Raw genomic sequence first — 15,872 nt, forward strand, 5'->3', positions numbered from 1 at the left:
CCGCTACTCGCCCGAGAAGAACGCGGCGGTCCGCTCGCCCTGCGCGCGAGCGAGATCGGCGGGCACCCCGGCAGACTCGGTCGCCGCCGCCCACGACGTCGCCGACTCGGCGATCAACGACTTCGCGGCGGGTGTCGCGAAGAACGCCTCGGCGTCCTCCGGGCGGTCCTGGCCGGTGGTGATCAGTGCGTTCAGGCCCAGGAACGCCAGATCCCAGCCGACGCCGGTGGCTCCGGGGCCGAACTGCTCGTAGAATTCCCGGGCGTTCTCCCCCGAGTGAGTCAGCGTGAGGCGGGCACCGTCACCGTCGGCCTCGACGGTGACCTCCACCTGCGAACTGCCGCCCATGATCTCCCAGGAGATCAGGTACCGGTGCGGCGCATCGCATTCGAGCACCGTTCCCGCGGCGTTGCCCTCCACCTGGAAGCGGCCGCCGAGCACGAGCTCGCCGTGGACCGGCGCGAACCAGCGCGGGAGGCGCTCCGCGCTGGTGACGGCGTCCCAGAGGTCCGCGACGTCGGTGGGGTAGGTCTGGCTGAGCGAGGCGGAGACGAAGACCTCCCCCTCCCCGCTGTCGCGCACCTCGGCGCGCCGGGCGACCGCCGCCGGCTGGGCCGTGGCGAGATCGTCGATGTCGTAGGTCATTTCTCGTCCTTGTCCGTAGTCGATCGGCGGGCCTTCTTACCGCGCGCGATCTCGGTACCGAGGGCCGCGAGACGCGGCGCCCAGAAGTGTCGGAAGGGCACCAGCCAGTCATCCACCTGACGCAGCGGCTCGAGTTCCACCGCGTACAGCCGCCGCGCCCCCTCCGGACGAACCGTCACGAAACCCGCCTCCCGCAACACCTTCAGGTGCTGTGATACCGCGGGCTGACTGATACCGAATCGTGCTCGCACGTCGTCGCTCAGCTCGCCCGCCGACAGCTCACCCTGAGCGAGGAGCTCGATCAGGTGGCGACGGACGGGATCACCGAGGACATCGAAGGCGTGCACGAGAACAATTATTTCACTGCTTACTTATATAAGTCAACACTGAAATACAGTGCTCGGCCGCGACTACCCGACGGTGACCGTGATCGTCCGCTCCACCAGCGGCTCGTTCAGCTTGGTCGTGTCCACCTTGAGCACCTCGAGGCTGTCCTGCAGCCCGTTGGCCAGGATCTTCGCCGTGAGCTGGAAGGGCGTCCTCGGGCCCGCGATCCCTGCGAGCCCGAAGTCGCTGTCGTTGGCGATGAACAGGGTCTTCCCACCGTCGGTGGTCGCGAGGCCCTCCACCTTGTCGTGGCCGAAGAAGGTCCCGGCGGGATTGAGCTTGTCGACCAGGCCACTGAGCTCGAGGGCCGTCGTCTTGCGGACCGGGGTGATCCCGGCACCCTTGAGCGCCGCCTCCGCCTCGGCCGTCGTGCTCACGCCCACGATCGTCTCGGGGTTCTGCTCGCCGAGCGGGGTGGCACCGTCGAGGCTGATCCGGTAGACGGTCTTGTTCGCCCTGGGGGCGGGCTTGCCGTCGCGCTCATCGACGAGGAACTCCGTGTTGGAGATCGCGGTGATCTCGGAGACCGCCTTCTTGGTGTCCTTCGGATTGTCCAGGAGGTAGACGAACTGCTGGACGCCCTTGGTCTTGAGGTCGACGACAACGATCCGTGTGGCGGGCACCTCCTTCGCGTTGCCGTTCAGGCCGGGAACGTTCAAGGCGGACTGCATGATCCCGACCAGGCGCGTACCGTCGGGCGTCACGGTGAGTCCCTCCATGCCCTGGTTGGGCGTGCGCGACTTGAGCACCTCCGGCAGTCCCTTGCCCGGCACGAGTCGGTCGAGTTCCTGGCCGTTGGCGTCGAAGTGGATCAGGAAGGGCCCGTACTCGTCGGACACCCAGAAGGAGCCATCGGGCAGCGCGACGAGCCCCTCGGGGTCGATGCCGTGGTCGGTCGGCGGGATCTCCCGGCCGTCGAGGTCGAGCATCTTCTCCCCGGTCGGAGCGGCGGTGTCGTTCCTGCCGTTGAGCGGCTTGCCGTCGCGCCCCTTGAGGGTGATCACGGTCGTCAGCTTCACGACACCGTCCTCGAACGCGAACCGGCCGATCTGCGGCGTGAAGTCCGGCGTCACCGACACCTTCTCGTCCTTCCCGGGACCGTCGACGTTGGGACCGCGGTCGGTGAGGCCGTAGAACTCGCCCTGCGCGCCGGGGACCGGCGTCCACGCCGAGCCGTAGCCGCTGCCGTCCACGGACACGCCGCCGACGGTGGCGAGCGGCGGGATGTCCGACGAGTACAGCGCGACCGCGGGCGAGACGACCGCCTTGAGCTGGACCGATCCGGTGAAGCCGGCCTTGGGCTTGAACACCAGCGCGCCGCCCTTGGCCGCCTCGACGGTGCCGTCGGCCGTCGGCTTGACGTCGACGACGGCGCCGCCCTGCGCCAGCCGTGCGAGCTGCCCGGCGTTGATCGTGAGCGGTGAGTTGGTCCCGGTCTTCAGATCGAGCTTGGCCGCGTCCTCCCCCTTGCCGGGCGAGCAGGCGACGAGAGAGCCTCCCGCGAGGACGGCGACGAGGGCGGCGGCGAGGTGACGACGTGAACGCATGCCCTGTGCTTACCAGACCCGCGTGAACTACTCGATCCGGTTGCCCTCCGCGTCCCAGTGCTCGGCCACCTTCTTGCTGGGCTGCACGCGCGGGGGCTCGCCGGGCATCTTCGGGTAGTCGGGCGGGTAGTTCAGTTCGACGGGGTGCTCGTCCCACTTCTCCAGAAGAGGGGTCAGGTCGTGGGCCGTGTCATCCATGTCGGCCCAGGGATTCCCGTCGGTGAGGCGCTCGGGCACGGTGAACAGGTTGAGCTCGTGGGGATCCCGAAGCTCGGCGAGCGCGTCCCACGTGAGCGGCGTGGAGACGGTGGCGCCCTGCACGGCCCGCAGCGACCACGCGGAGGCGATGGTGCGGTCGCGGCTGTTCTGGTTGTAGTCCACGAATATCCGTTGCCCCCGCTCCTCCTTCCACCACGCGGTGGTGACGCCGTCGTCCCGCTTCTCCAGTTCTCGGCCGAAGGCGATGGCGGCGTGCCGTACGTCCACGAAGTCCCAGCGCGGGGCGATGCGCACGAAGACGTGCACGCCGCGGTTGCCGGAGGTCTTGCAGTACGCGCGCAGGCCGAGGTCCTCGGCCAATTCGCGCGCGATGCCCGCGACGCGCACCGCGTCGCGGAAGTCCGTACCGGGCTGCGGGTCCAGGTCGATGCGCAACTCGTCGGGATGGTCCACGTCGGCGCTGCGCACCGGCCACGGGTGGAAGGTGATGGTGCCCATCTGCGCGCACCACACTCCGATCGCGGGCTCCGACGGGCACAGCTCGTCGGCGGGCCGGCCCGACGGGAAGGCGATCCGCACCGTCTTCGCGTATTCGGGCGCGCCGCGCATCATCCGCTTCTGGTAGAAGCCGTCGGCGTCCTTGTCCTGCGGGCCCTGCGCCAGCCGCCCGCCGGGGTGGACGCCGCCGGGCCACCGCTCCAGCGCCGTAGGACGGTCGCCGATGGCCCCGAGCAGAGGCTCGGCCACTGCCGCGAAGTACTGCGCCACCTGAAGTTTGGAGACCTCGGGCGTGAGATCCGTAGCTGGGTAGATGATCCGGTCCGGGCTCGAGACCCGGACGGCGCGGTCACCGTCGGGCCCCTGGACGACGACCTCCGCCGCCGGAGTCTTGGCCATCTACTTCCCCTCCTGCAGCACGTCGTCGAGGTCGTAGTTGACCGGCACGTCGAGCTGCTCGTACCCGCAGCTCGAGGGTTCGCGATCGGGGCGCCAGCGCTTGAACTTCGCGGTATGCCGCAGGCGCATGCCCTCCATCTGGTCGTAGTCGAACTCGACGACGAGCTCGGGACGCACCGGCACCCACTCCCCCGTCTTCTCCGCCGAGGACCAGCGGTTCGGCTCGCCCTGCGCGGACTCCGCGGTGCGCATCGGCTCGAGCAACTGCAGGTACTCCTCACGCTTGGCAGCGGTGAACGCGCCGATGCCCCCGATGGGCAGGAGCTGATCGCCCTGGTAGAGGCCCAGGAGCACCGACCCGACGGCGTTCGGCTGGGACTTGTGCATGCGGTAGCCGATCACCACTGCGTCGCCGGTGCGGGCGTGTTTGACCTTGATCATCTCGCGCTTGCCCGGCAGGTAGTGTCCGTCGATCCGCTTGGAGATCACCCCGTCGAGCCCGGCGCCCTCGAACCGCTCGAACCAGTCGGCGGCCACGGCGGCATCGGTCGTGACGCGGCTGATCCTGCAGGTGCCGGTGCCGGCGTAGGCGGACTCGAGGACCTCGCGCCGCGCGGTGAAGGGCTTGCCCATCAGGTCCACGTTCGCCATGGCCACTGCGTCGAAGCCGATGAAGATCGCCGGCGTCTCCTCCGAGAGCTTGGCGATCCGCGATTCCGCGGGATGGATCCGCTGCGAGAGCGACTCCCAGTCGAGTCGCTTGCGACCCTCGCGGTGCACAGCGACGGCGATCTCACCGTCGAGCACGCACCGCTCCGGCAGTTCCGCGCGCGCCGCAGCCACCACCTCCGGGAAGTAGCGGCCGAGGTCCTTGCCACTGCGGGAGCCGATGAACACGTCATCGCCGTCGCGGAAGATCAGGGCGCGGAAGCCGTCCCACTTGGGCTCGTGCGAGTACCCCTCGCCGGGGACCGCCTTCGCGGCCTTCGCGAGCATCGGGTCCAACGGCGGGTTCACGGGGAGGTCCACAGGACCGATCGTAGGCGGGGCCACCGACACGTGACCCCGCCGCGGGGAAATCCCGCTATCCCATGCTCTTCTGGCCGTCGATCGTCTCGCGGATGATGTCTGCGTGGCCGGTGTGCTGCGCCGTCTCCGCCGCGATGTGCAGGAAGACGCGGCGCACCGACCAGAAGACGCCCGGCGGCTGCCACGGCGCCTCGGGCAGCTCGTACGCCGCGTCCAGGTCAAGGGTGCGCACCATCTCGTCGGTCACCGCACCCGTCCGCTCGTAGTCGGCCAGCGCCGACTCGAGGGTCTCGCCCTCGACCAGCCGGAAGCCGTCCTGGAAGCTCTCGATCTGTCCGTCCGCGGGGTTCTCCCAATCGATGTCCGCCATGACGTGTCGCTCGCCGCGGGCGAACTGCTGCCAGCCCTGCTCGACCTGGGTGACGTGCTTGATCAGCCCGCCGATGGTCAGTTCGCTGACGGTGCTGCGGGTGTTCGCCTGCTCGTCGGTGAGGTTCTGCGCGGTGAAACGCAGGAAATGCCGCTTCTCGGCGAGGAGGCTGAGGATGTCGGTGCGCTCTGCGGAGATGCTCTGTGTCTCGGTCATGGAACAAGGCTATGAGGTATTAGTGTCAGTTTCTGTCCGTAATGCAGAACACACTGGAAGACATGGCGAACACGAGCTCCCGAACCCTGCGACTGCTCTCCCTTCTGCAGACGCACCGGTACTGGCCGGGCGGCGAACTGGCCGACCGGCTGGAGGTCTCCGTCCGCACCCTGCGGCGCGACATCGAGCGGCTGCGCGACCTCGGCTATCCGGTCACCGCCAGCCGCGGCGTGGACGGCGGCTACCAGCTGGCCGCGGGTGCGGCCCTGCCACCGCTCGTACTCGACGACGAGGAGGCCGTGGCGATCGCCGTCGGCCTGCAGACCGCGGCCCAGGGCGGGATCGCCGGCATCGCCGAGACCTCGGTGCGCGCGCTCGGCAAGGTCGCGGCGGTCATGCCGCCGCGACTGCGCAAGCGGGTCGAAGCCCTGGGCGCCGTCACCCAGCCCGCCGGCGTGCCGGGTGGCCCCGCCGTCGACCCGCGGATCCTCACCGGCCTCGCCGAGGCCTGCCGGGCCGAGGAGCGAATCGAGTTCGGCTACACCGCCGCCGACGGCGCCGTGACCCAGCGCCTGGCCGAACCCCTGCGGCTGGTGCCGCTGGGGCGCCGCTGGTACCTCGTCGCCTACGACCTGCACCGTCACGACTGGCGCAGCTTCCGGCTCGACCGGATGGAGGCGCCGTCGTGCACCGGCGTCCGGTTCCGGCCCCGCGAACTGCCCGCCGCCGACGCCGCGGCGTACGTGCGCGCCTCGGTCGGCAAGCGCGCGCCGGGGTTCACCATCGAGTTCCGCGTCGACGCTCCGGAGGAGCGGGTCCGGGCCGCCATCGGGCGGTACGCCCGGATCGAGTCCGACGGTGCCGCCACCATCGTCCGGATGGAGGCCGAGTCCCTGGACTGGCCGGCCATGGCGATCGCGGTCCTCGACGCGCCGGTCACCGTCGTGCGACCGCCCGAGCTGGTCGACCACGTCGCGGCCTGGGCGCGGAACCTCGCGCGCGTCCGCTCGTAAACTGGAGCGATGACAGCCGGACGGTACGCCCCCAGCCCGTCGGGCGACCTGCACGTGGGCAACCTGCGCACCGCGCTGCTCGCGTGGCTGTTCGCCCGGTCGACGGGGCGCGAATTCCTGCTGCGCGTCGAGGATCTGGACACCGGGCGCAGCTCGCGGGAGGCCGAGGCCGGGCAGCTGGCGGATCTCGCCGCGATCGGGTTGGACTGGGACGGCACCGTGGTCCGGCAGTCGGAGCGAGGAATCCGGTACGCCGCCGCGATCGCGGAACTCGATGTGTACGAGTGCTACTGCACGCGCCGGGAGATCCTGTCGGCGCCGTCGGCGCCGCACGCCCCCGAGGGGGCCTATCCGGGGACGTGCCGCGATCTCACCGAGGCCGAGCGGGTGGTTCGGCGGCGGGAGCGCCCAGCAGCTCTGCGCCTGCGCTCCTCGGTGCACGAGTTCACGGTGACGGACCAGCTGCACGGCGAACACACCGGCGCGGTCGATGATTTCGTACTCCGCCGGGGCGACGGCACCTACGCCTACAACCTCGCGGTGGTCGTCGACGACTGCGCGCAGGGCGTCGACCAGGTGGTGCGCGGCGACGACCTGCTCTCCTCCGCGCCCCGCCAGGCGTACCTCACGAGCCTGCTCGGCGGCACTCCGCCGACCTACGCGCACGTGCCACTCGTGCTGGGCCCCACCGGCGTCCGGCTCGCCAAGCGCGACGGTGCCGTCACCCTGGCCCAGCGCGGCGGGCCCACCGTGGTGCTGCCGGAGATCGCCGCGAGCCTGGGGCTGCGCGGGAGCACCCCGCAGGAGATGCTGGGCGGCTTCGATCCCGCCCGGCTGCCCCGGGAGCCGTGGACACTGCCGGTCGGCTGAGAACGTCCGGTCATCCGTCCCGAGGATCGCCGAGACGGATGACCGGACATTTCTGCGCGGAGGCCGCGTCCTAGTCGGACTTGGCGAGGTGGTGCTGGGTGCCGCGGTAGTAGCGACCCAGGAACTCCTCCTTGAACTCCCAGTACGTGCCGTCGAGCATCGACTGCCGGATCTTCGCGACCAGGGAGACGATGAACTGCTCGTTGTGGATCGTCGCCAGCGTGGCCGCTAGACCCTCCTTCGCCTTGAACAGGTGATGGATGTACGCGCGGGTGTACTGCGAGGTGAAGTTCTCGGTCTCCGGGTCCAGCGGGCGGAAGTCCGTCTTGAACCGCGAATTGGTGACGTTGTAGCGGCCGTCCAGCGAGTAGATCGCGCCGTTGCGCGCCACCCGCGACGGGGACACGCAATCGAAGGTGTCGATGCCCTGCTCGACCGCGGCGAAGATGTCGTCCGGCTCCGAGATGCCCAGCAGGTGCTTCGGCTTGTCCTCCTCCAGCTCCTGGTTCACCCAGCGCACGATCGTCGACAGGTTCGCCTTCTCCAGGGCGCCGCCGATGCCGTAGCCGCCGAAACCGAGACCGCCGGACAGCCGGTCCTCGTCGCTCAGGGCGCGCAGGTCCTTCGCCGCCTTGCGCCGCAGATCCTCGTACTGCGCGCCCTGCACGACGCCCCACAGCGAGATCGCGTCGTGCCGCTGCGCCGTGAGCCAGTTGTGCTCGGACAGGCACCGCCGCGCCCACAGGCGGGTGCGCTCCAGCGACTCCACCTGGTACGCACGGGAATTGTGCAGGGTGGTCAGCTCGTCGAAGGCGAAAATGATGTCGGCGCCCAGCTGGTGCTGGATCTGCATCGACACCTCGGGCGTGAACCGGTGCTCGGTGCCGTCGATGTGGCTGCGGAAGGTGACACCGTCGTCATCGACGCGCGAGAGGCGGTCCTTGCCCTCTGCGATGGCGTCGTCGCCCTGAAGCTCCTCCCCACCGTTCATGTCGATGACCTTCTTGAAACCCGAACCCAGTGACATCACCTGGAAGCCACCGGAATCGGTGAAGGTCGGGCCGTCCCAGTTCATGAACTTGCCGAGCCCGCCGGCCTGCTCGACGATCTCGGGACCGGGCTGCAGGTACAGGTGGTAGGCGTTCGCGAGCACCGCCTGCGCCCCGAGCTCCGAGACCGCCTCCGGCAGCACCGTCTTCACCGTGGCCTTGGTGCCCACCGGAATGAAGGCGGGCGTGAGGATCTCACCGTGCGGCGTGAGCAGCCGACCGGCGCGGCCGAGCGGACCGTCGGGCCCCTCGAGGCGACCGTCGATGTCGAAACGCGTCGGGTCACTGATGTGCTCGCTCTGCAGGCGAGTCCGGCTCGTCATGGACCGGTAGTCCGACCGCAGCGCACTGAGCTCCGCCGCGATCACCTTGTTCTGCTCGCGCAGCTGGGCGATCTCGTCGAAGGTCCGGTCGCCGCGGGCCCGTCCGACGATCGGACCGGTCGTCGTCTGCTCGGGCAACGGGACGCCGGGACGCGCCACGGGGTACTCGCCCGTGTCCGGCGCCGCCGTGGCGACCTGCTCCGTCTCCGCGTACACCGGTGCCTGCGCCGTCACCGGCTCGTCCTTCGCGAGCGGCACCAGGGGGACGGGGCCCGTGGGCGCGTCCGAGGGACGCGCGACGCCGTTCGCATGCCCGTTGACGCCGTTGGTATCGACGCCGGCGGCCCCGTTGAGCTGCTGCACGCGGGCCTTGCCGCGGGCGTACACGTCGGTGGGGCCGGCGGCGACGAGTTGTTCCGTGGGAACCGGGATCTCGGCGGTCGCCGGGGCGGGGAAGGCGACGGTGTCGGCCGTCGCGTCTCCACGGCCGAGCATCGCGACGAGCGCCTCGCCCTCGATGTCGACGTTCGGCAGGATCTTGTCGAGCCACTTCGGCAGCCACCACGCCGACCTGCCGAGCAGCATCATGACCGACGGGATGATCACCATCCGGACCACGAAGGCGTCCAGCAGGACTGCGGCCGCGAGGCCGAAGCCGATCTCCTTGATGAACACCTGCTCGTTGAGGATGAACGAGGCGAACACCGAGATCATGATGATCGCTGCGGCGGTCACCACGCGGGCGCCGTACTGCACGCCGGTGATCGTGGCGCCCGTCGCGTCGCCGGTGTGCACGAACTCCTCCCGCATCCGCGAGACCAGGAACACCTGATAGTCCATCGCCAGGCCGAACACGATGCCCACCAGGAAGATCGGCAGGAAGGACACCAGCGGCTGGGTGTTGTCGATGAGTCCGAGCGCGCCGTCGGTGAAGATCGCCGAGGTCACGCCGAAGGTGGCCACCACGGACAGCAGGAAGCCGAGCACCGCGGTGAGGGGCACCAGGATCGAGCGGAACGCGATGAGGAGCAGGAGGAAGGCCAGGCCGACAACGATGGCCACGTAGATCCACAACGCCTTACCGAGCTTGTCCGAGATGTCCATCTCGATGGCGGTGTTACCGGCCACGCCGAGGTCCACGTTGAGCCGGCTGATGGTGCCGTTCGTGCCGTTCGGCAGGGCGCGGAGCTTGTCCACCAGGTCCTTGGTGTCCTGATCGTTCGGCCCGCCCTTGGGAGTGACCATGATCTGCGCGGCGCTGTTGTTCGGCGCGAGCGCGGCGATCTGCGCGTTCTCGACCAGCTTCGACATGCTCGGGTCGGTGTTGATCTTGTCCACGATCTGGGAGTACGCACGCAGCCGCTGGTCCTGGTTCGCCCCGGAACCGTCGACCGCGACGAGCAGGGTGCCGTTCGCGCCCTTGCCCCAGCCGTCGGAGACGAGGTCGTAGGCCTTGCGCTCGGAGGTGCTCTTCTCGCTCATGCCCGAACCGGGCAGCGCAGTCTTCATGTCCTTGATCGGGATCGCCAGGATGCCGAGCACCGCAACGCCGGCGATGAGAGTGACGACGGGGACCTTCTTCACCACGTGTGCCCAGCGCAGGCCGTTGGCGACCCGGCCCTCGCCCTCGTCCGTGTCCTGCGGATGCAGGCCCTTGACCCGGCCGGCGAAGACCTTGGAGCCGAACAGCCCGAGGATCGCGGGCAACAGAGTGAGCGCGACGACCACCGCGATACCGACGCCCCACGCGGCGGCGACGCCCATCTGGCCGAGGAAGTCCATTCCGATGAAGGCCAACGCGGCGAGCGCGATGATCACCGTCAGACCCGCGAAGATGACAGCCGACCCGGCGGTGCCCACCGCGATGCCCGCGGCCTCCGCCCGCTGCTCCCGTGTGGTGGCGCCGAGGCGCCGGAGCTCGTGCCGGTACCGCGAGACGATGAACAGCGCGTAGTCGATGGTGACGGCCAGGCCGATCATCGACGTGAGGACCGTCGGGAAGGTGCCGAGCTCCACGAAGTGCGTTGCGATCATGACGCCGCAGATCGCGACCGGCACGGCGATGATCGCGTTGATCAGCGGCAGGCCCCACGCGACGAGCGAGGCGAAGGTGATGACGAGCACGATCGCCGCGACGATCATGCCGATGATCTCACTGGTCATACCCATGTCGGCGTTCCCACGCGCGGCGGAACCGTCGGCCTCGACCTGCAGGGTGCCGCCCGACGCGGCCGCTCCCGCCTCGCGGGCCTTCTTCAGGTTGTCCGACAGGTCCTTCGGCAGCTCGGTGACCTTGTCGACGAAGTTGACGGTGATCTTCGCCGTCTTGCCGTCGGGACTCACGGAGGAGGTGACCGCCGCGTCCGCGTCCTTCTGCGCCTGCGTCTTGGTGGACGCGATGTCCTTGCCCTGCGCGGCGATCGTCTCGAGCCGTGCCTTCTGATCCGCGGTCAGACTGTTCGGGTCGAGCTCGACGGTGGGGTTGTGCAGCAGCTCCGGGTCCTTGACGACCGTGACCTTCTGCCCGTCGTCGCCGTCCTTCGTGAGCGCCTTGATGTCGGCGATCGTCTTGTCGATGCCGGCGGCATTACCGGGATCCGTCAGCTTGCCCTGAGTGGCGTGGAAGACGATGGTCGCTGACGCCGTGGTGAACGGGTCCCCGCCCTTGTCGCTGAAGTTCTCGGACACGATGTCCGTGGCCTTCGCCGAGGGCAGGCCGGGCAGCGAGAAGTTGTCGACGGTCGGCTTGCTCAGCGCCGCGGCGCCGAGCCCCATGCCGACGAGCAGCAACAGCCACACGGCGATGACCTTGAATCGGTTGAGGTAGGCGAACCTACCCACCCGGTACAGAAACAGTGCCATGGAGGTACTCCTAGTCGTCGAGGCGCGAGAGCTGCGTGATACGAGTCGCTGTCGAGTGTACCGATGGTTTCCATCCGCAATAAAGTCGCTGACCGGCAGTTTTGTGAGGCTCATCACCGAGGCGCGGGTACTGTGCAGGGCATGACCGCCTTTCAGCGCATCGCAACGCCTGTCACAGCCGTCGCAGCCGCCACAGCGTGCGGCCTCCTCCTGGCCGGCTGCGGCAGCTCCTCCGACTCGTCCACCGCCCCCGCGCCGTCCGGCGCACCGTCGGCCACCACGACCGCGGCCGCCTCCGAGACCCGCGCCGAGATGTGCGGCCAGACCCGCGGCCCCGACGGGGCCCTGTACGTCCACGCCCTCGGGGCCACCAAGGTCGACTGCGCCGAGGCGATGCGCGTGGCCACCGCCTTCGGGCCCAAGATCGCGACGGGACGGCCCGTCACCGTCGAGGGCTGGAACTGCACCTTCCCGACGACCCCCGGCATGCTCGCGCGCTGCGACAACGGGGACAGGGCGATCGGCTTCTTCAGCTCCCACTGACGGCCGCGAGCTCCGCGGCCTCGTCCTCGGGCAGGTCGATCGCGAAGGTCTCGGCCAGGATCGCCCGACGGTCCGCCGTCGCGTACGGCACGGACTCCTTGAAGCCGTCGGGGCGGGTGGTGATCACCGCGTCCCGGGTGAGGACGTGGCGCTCGCCCGACCGGTTCACGACGGCCATGATCCGGCCGCGGAAGGGCGAGTGCGGCGAGGTCGCGACGTAGAAGTTGGTCATCCGCAGGTCCGACCACGTGCGGTCGGTGAGCGCGAACCGGTACTGCGGGCGCCACTGGCCCGAGCTCGGGTCGAGGAAGTCCAGCTGCCACTCCTCGCCGAAGCCGACGTGCGCGGCCGTGAGCCGGTAGCGCCAGCCGTCGGTGTCCTGCTCGAGGCCCGATTCCAGCCGGAGCGGCGTGGTCGGCACGGCGCCGAAGCCGACCTCCGCGAGGTACCGCGCACCGTCGACCTCGACGAGCAACAGGGCGTGCGTGCTCGCGGACGGCCGACCGTCGACCAGCACCCGGCCGGACGCGGCGCCGAACCGGAACCCCGTGCGCTGCAGGACCGCGGCGAGCAGCGGGACGTGGCCCGTGCAGCCGTAGCCGCGGCGGCCGTCGATCATGCGGCGCTGCAGCGCGTCGATCGTCAGATCGCCCGGGATGCCTCGCACCGCGTCGAGGTTCTCCCACGGCAGCGTGAGGGCGTGGACACGGACCAGTGCCGACAGGCCGGCGAGATCGGGAGGCGGCGGGGACTCCAGGCCGACACGGCACAGATACCGCGGCAGATCGAGATCGGGCGCGCCCCAGGCACCGTCGTCGTTCATACACATCCCCCTCCGGCTGACGAGGACATCGTCTCTCACCCGAGCGGACTACGCAGCGCCACCCGCGCGGGTGATCCGTGCGCGCGGCGGCGGCTCCTAGCGTTCCGGACATGAAGAAACTGCTGGCCGGCGCCCTCATCGTGCTGGTGTTCCTCGCCTACTCCCTGCCGCCGTACCTCACGGGCGGGAGCCGCGTGCCGATCGAGAACGCCCCGAACTGGTACTACGGACTGCTCGTCGGGCACATCCTGCTCGGGTCGGTCGCCATGCTCGCCGGGCTGGTCCAGCTCGGACGTCGCTGGTTCGCGCGGTACCACTGGATCGCCGGCCGGATCTACGTGGCGTGCGCGCTGCCCGTGGGGCTCGCGGCCATCGCGATCGGGACGGTCACGCCGTTCGGGCCGGTCAACGCCGTGTCCAACGTGACGCTCGGCTCACTGATGCTGCTGTTCACCGCGCTCGGCGTGCGGGCGATCGTCGGGCGCGACGTGGCCGCCCACCGGCGCTGGATGCTGCGCAGCGCCGCGCTGATGTACTCGGTGATCATCAATCGGATCCTGGGGCCGATCGCCTTCCTGGTCCTCGGCGCCGCAGGCGTGCCCGAGTCCTTCCTCGATGCCTGGGGGCCGGCCATCGTCGCGCTGCCGAGCTGGCTCATCGCGCTCGCCTTCTGCGAGTGGTGGCTGCGGCGACCGATACGGCGCGGGCGCGCCCGAACGTCGTCTCCAGCGGCGCGGTCATCGCGTGACCGGGGCATCTCGGCAGCGACTGCCGCACGGACCGACGTGTGAGCGGGCACCCGCTCCGGAAACGGATGTGCGTTGTGAGCCACGCATGGTGACACCGCACGAACGAGTAATGCCCCGCGATCCGCATCACTGCAGGTCACGGGGCATTCCCTTGGCGGTGGCGGAGGGATTTGAACCCTCGGTACGGGGTTACCGCACACAGCATTTCGAGTGCTGCACCTTCGGCCGCTCGGACACGCCACCGTCGCGAAACTTTACCGGAAGACGTCTCAGGCGTTAAATCGGCAGGTCACGGCCTGTGCGGGGTGAAGAAGTCGGTCAGCAGGGCGGCGCACTCGGCCTCACGGACGCCGCCACGCACGGTCACCCGGTGCGTGACGCGCGGGTCGCGGACCACGTCCCAGACCGAGCCCACGGCCCCGGTCTTCGGCTCGAAGGCCCCGAACACGAGGTGCTCGATCCGGGCGGAGACGAGCGCGCCCGCGCACATCGCACAGGGCTCGAGGGTCACCGCGAGGGTGCAACCGCCCAGGCGCCAGCCGTCGCCGAACCGCGCCGCCGCGGCCCGCAGCGCGAGGACCTCCGCGTGAGCCGTCGGGTCGCCCAGCTGTTCCCGACGATTCCCCGCGAGCGCGAGCACGGCACCGTCGGGCGCGAGGACCGCAGCGCCGACGGGCACGTCGTCGGGCCCTGCGAGGTCCGCAGCCTCGAGCGCGAAGCCCATGGCCGCGCGTTCGGCGTCCAGCAGGGCCACTAGCCGAGCGAGTCCAGGACCGCGCCGAGCTGGGAGTCGAAACCGAGGCGCTCCGCGATCACCTGGAGCTGCTCGTCCGGGTACAGGTCGGGGTCCGCGAGCAGGACGCTGAGCTCCTGCTCCCCGAGTCCGAGGTCGCCGAGGATCGCCAGGTCGCCCTCGGGCCAGGGGTCGGTCTCCTCGATCTCCTCGGGGTCGATGTCCGGCACCTCGACGTTGAGTCGCTCCAGCGCCTGCTCGGCCAGCTCGTCGAAGACGGCGGCGGTGGCGTCGGAGAGCAGCAGGCGCGTGCCCGACGGACCGGGCCGGACCACGACGAAGTACTCGTCGTCGACGTTGAGCACGCCGAAGACCGCTCCGGTGACGCGCAGCGCCTTGATCTCCTGCTCGGCCTTGGCGATGCTGCCCAGCGCGCCGGGGTCGAGGAGGTGCACGGTCCAGGTGGTCTCCTCGCGGGTCACTGCCACGGCGTAGCCGTCGGTGTCGTCGTAGCGCTCCGGTGAGGTCTGTGCGGCCATGGGTGAAACCGTATCCGTAAACGCCCGTCCGCGACACGTCCATACGGCTTCCGAACGCCGCTGTGGAACGCTGTCGGGGTGTCCGCGCAGCATGCTCCTCATTCCGACGTCCCCGTCTGCGTCCTCGGCCTGGGCCTGATCGGCGGCTCGATCCTGCGGGCCCTGGGCCGTGCCGGTCGCCCGGCGTACGGCTGGAACCGCTCGGCCGCGGCGGTCGACGACGCGGACGCCGCCGGATTCGATGCCTCGTCCGACCTGGTCGCGACCCTGCGGCGGGCCGATCAGGGCCGGCACGTGATCGTGGTGGCCGTCCCCGTCCCGGCCCTCGACGGCGTGCTGGCCGCCGTCGCCGAGCACGCCCCGAACGCATGGCTCACCGACGCGGTGAGCGTCAAGGGGGACGTCGCGCGGCGGGTCGCAGCGGCCGGCCTGACGGGGCGCTACGCCGGCGGCCACCCGATGGCCGGGACCGCGTTCTCCGGCTGGGAGGCCACCGACGCCACCCTGTTCGACGGTGCCACCTGGGTCGTCACCGCCGACGACGACACTCCCGCGCAGGCCTGGCGCCTGGCCGCGACCGTCGGCCTGGACTGCGGCGCCGTGATCGTGCCCGCGGGATCCGCCGAGCACGACGCCGCCGTCGCTCGGATCTCGCACTCGGTGCACGTGGTCGCCGAGGCCGTGGCCATCACCGCCGAACTGGATCCCGCGGCCAAGCAGCTCGCCCACTCCCTGGCCGCGAGCAGTTTCCGCGATGTCACGCGGGTGGCAGGCACGGCACCGTCGCTGGTGAACGCGATGTGCGAGGCCAACGCCGAGGCCCTGCTCGACGCGCTCGACGACACGATCGCCGAGCTGATCGCCGCGCGCGCCGAACTGGCCGGGCGGGGCACCGTCGGCGATATCACCGAACGGGGCTACGCGGCGCGCAAGCGGTACGAGAACGCCCGCCGCACCCCGATCGCTCCCGTGCTCGACGGGGCGGGATGGCAGCGGGCGCTGCGCGAGGCCGGTCACGCGGGCGGCGTGATCACCTCTCTGGACTGAGTGTCGATCGA

At 70.1% G+C, this 15,872-nt stretch carries 15 protein-coding genes, 1 tRNA gene and 1 pseudogene; 5 read left to right on the top strand and 12 right to left on the bottom strand.

Annotated features, from left to right (window positions below; translation table 11 throughout):
- Positions 1 to 3: 3 nt before the first annotated feature.
- The 6 genes from AXK61_RS06025 to AXK61_RS06050 all read right to left on the bottom strand — a co-directional run bounded on the left by AXK61_RS06025 (position 4) and on the right by AXK61_RS06050 (position 5,310).
- Positions 4 to 645: an SRPBCC family protein gene (locus AXK61_RS06025; protein WP_068744247.1), complete on the bottom strand. Its 642-nt coding sequence runs from the start codon at positions 643 to 645 to the stop codon at positions 4 to 6.
- A complete protein-coding gene (locus tag AXK61_RS06030; RefSeq protein ID WP_068744249.1) occupies positions 642 to 992 on the bottom strand; it encodes an ArsR/SmtB family transcription factor in 351 nt (116 codons plus the stop codon). The genes AXK61_RS06025 and AXK61_RS06030 overlap by 4 nt, the downstream gene beginning before the upstream one ends.
- Before the next feature lie 63 nt (positions 993 to 1,055).
- Positions 1,056 to 2,579 (bottom strand): esterase-like activity of phytase family protein, encoded by a 1,524-nt coding sequence (locus AXK61_RS06035; RefSeq protein ID WP_068744250.1) that lies wholly within the window; start codon positions 2,577 to 2,579, stop codon positions 1,056 to 1,058.
- A 27-nt stretch (positions 2,580 to 2,606) separates the two neighbouring features.
- Positions 2,607 to 3,695 carry a DNA polymerase domain-containing protein gene (locus AXK61_RS06040; RefSeq protein WP_068744252.1) on the bottom strand — a complete coding sequence of 363 codons (1,089 nt, stop codon included), beginning with the start codon at positions 3,693 to 3,695 and terminating at the stop codon, positions 2,607 to 2,609.
- Positions 3,696 to 4,724: an ATP-dependent DNA ligase gene (locus AXK61_RS06045; RefSeq protein ID WP_197466751.1), complete on the bottom strand. Its 1,029-nt coding sequence runs from the start codon at positions 4,722 to 4,724 to the stop codon at positions 3,696 to 3,698. It lies immediately after the preceding gene.
- A 55-nt stretch (positions 4,725 to 4,779) separates the two neighbouring features.
- Positions 4,780 to 5,310: a DinB family protein gene (locus tag AXK61_RS06050; protein ID WP_068744253.1), complete on the bottom strand. Its 531-nt coding sequence runs from the start codon at positions 5,308 to 5,310 to the stop codon at positions 4,780 to 4,782.
- A 62-nt stretch (positions 5,311 to 5,372) separates the two neighbouring features.
- Here AXK61_RS06050 and AXK61_RS06055 point away from each other — a divergent pair, with 62 nt between their 5' ends.
- Both AXK61_RS06055 and gluQRS read left to right on the top strand, forming a co-directional pair.
- Positions 5,373 to 6,323: a helix-turn-helix transcriptional regulator gene (locus tag AXK61_RS06055; protein WP_068744290.1), complete on the top strand. Its 951-nt coding sequence runs from the start codon at positions 5,373 to 5,375 to the stop codon at positions 6,321 to 6,323.
- Positions 6,324 to 6,332: 9 nt separating this feature from the next.
- A complete protein-coding gene (gluQRS, locus tag AXK61_RS06060) occupies positions 6,333 to 7,193 on the top strand; it encodes a tRNA glutamyl-Q(34) synthetase GluQRS (protein ID WP_068744255.1) in 861 nt (286 codons plus the stop codon).
- Positions 7,194 to 7,263: 70 nt separating this feature from the next.
- On the opposite strand, the gene tgt is transcribed toward gluQRS, so the two are convergent.
- Both tgt and AXK61_RS24285 read right to left on the bottom strand, forming a co-directional pair.
- Entirely contained in the window at positions 7,264 to 8,532 is a 1,269-nt protein-coding gene (gene tgt / locus AXK61_RS24280) for a tRNA guanosine(34) transglycosylase Tgt (protein WP_414929990.1), read from the bottom strand.
- Positions 8,533 to 9,129: 597 nt separating this feature from the next.
- Positions 9,130 to 11,541, bottom strand: a pseudogene (locus tag AXK61_RS24285) (MMPL family transporter); the annotation flags it as partial.
- A 27-nt stretch (positions 11,542 to 11,568) separates the two neighbouring features.
- On the opposite strand from AXK61_RS24285, the gene AXK61_RS06070 reads away from it, so the two are divergent.
- Positions 11,569 to 11,970 (top strand): hypothetical protein, encoded by a 402-nt coding sequence (locus tag AXK61_RS06070; protein ID WP_231855450.1) that lies wholly within the window; start codon positions 11,569 to 11,571, stop codon positions 11,968 to 11,970.
- On the opposite strand, the gene AXK61_RS06075 is transcribed toward AXK61_RS06070, so the two are convergent.
- On the bottom strand, positions 11,957 to 12,793 hold the full coding sequence (locus AXK61_RS06075) for an arylamine N-acetyltransferase family protein (RefSeq protein ID WP_068744259.1): 837 nt from the start codon (positions 12,791 to 12,793) through the stop codon (positions 11,957 to 11,959). The two genes, AXK61_RS06070 and AXK61_RS06075, sit on opposite strands and share 14 nt — an antisense overlap.
- A 110-nt stretch (positions 12,794 to 12,903) precedes the next feature.
- Here AXK61_RS06075 and AXK61_RS06080 point away from each other — a divergent pair, with 110 nt between their 5' ends.
- Positions 12,904 to 13,584: a DUF2306 domain-containing protein gene (locus AXK61_RS06080; RefSeq protein ID WP_068744260.1), complete on the top strand. Its 681-nt coding sequence runs from the start codon at positions 12,904 to 12,906 to the stop codon at positions 13,582 to 13,584.
- 110 nt (positions 13,585 to 13,694) lie between these two features.
- Here AXK61_RS06080 and AXK61_RS06085 read toward each other — a convergent pair.
- From AXK61_RS06085 to AXK61_RS06095, 3 genes are all read right to left on the bottom strand, one after another.
- Positions 13,695 to 13,785, bottom strand: a tRNA-Ser gene (locus tag AXK61_RS06085).
- 46 nt (positions 13,786 to 13,831) lie between these two features.
- The gene (locus AXK61_RS06090; RefSeq protein ID WP_068571540.1) at positions 13,832 to 14,266 is read right to left on the bottom strand and encodes a nucleoside deaminase; all 435 of its coding nucleotides are present in this window, start codon (positions 14,264 to 14,266) and stop codon (positions 13,832 to 13,834) included.
- A 29-nt stretch (positions 14,267 to 14,295) separates the two neighbouring features.
- Positions 14,296 to 14,814: a tRNA adenosine deaminase-associated protein gene (locus AXK61_RS06095; protein ID WP_068571444.1), complete on the bottom strand. Its 519-nt coding sequence runs from the start codon at positions 14,812 to 14,814 to the stop codon at positions 14,296 to 14,298.
- Positions 14,815 to 14,892: 78 nt separating this feature from the next.
- On the opposite strand from AXK61_RS06095, the gene AXK61_RS06100 reads away from it, so the two are divergent.
- Positions 14,893 to 15,861 carry a prephenate dehydrogenase gene (locus AXK61_RS06100; RefSeq protein ID WP_068744262.1) on the top strand — a complete coding sequence of 323 codons (969 nt, stop codon included), beginning with the start codon at positions 14,893 to 14,895 and terminating at the stop codon, positions 15,859 to 15,861.
- Positions 15,862 to 15,872: the final 11 nt, after the last annotated feature.

The organism is Tsukamurella pseudospumae (assembly GCF_001575205.1).
In the GTDB taxonomy this organism is placed as follows: domain Bacteria; phylum Actinomycetota; class Actinomycetes; order Mycobacteriales; family Mycobacteriaceae; genus Tsukamurella; species Tsukamurella pseudospumae.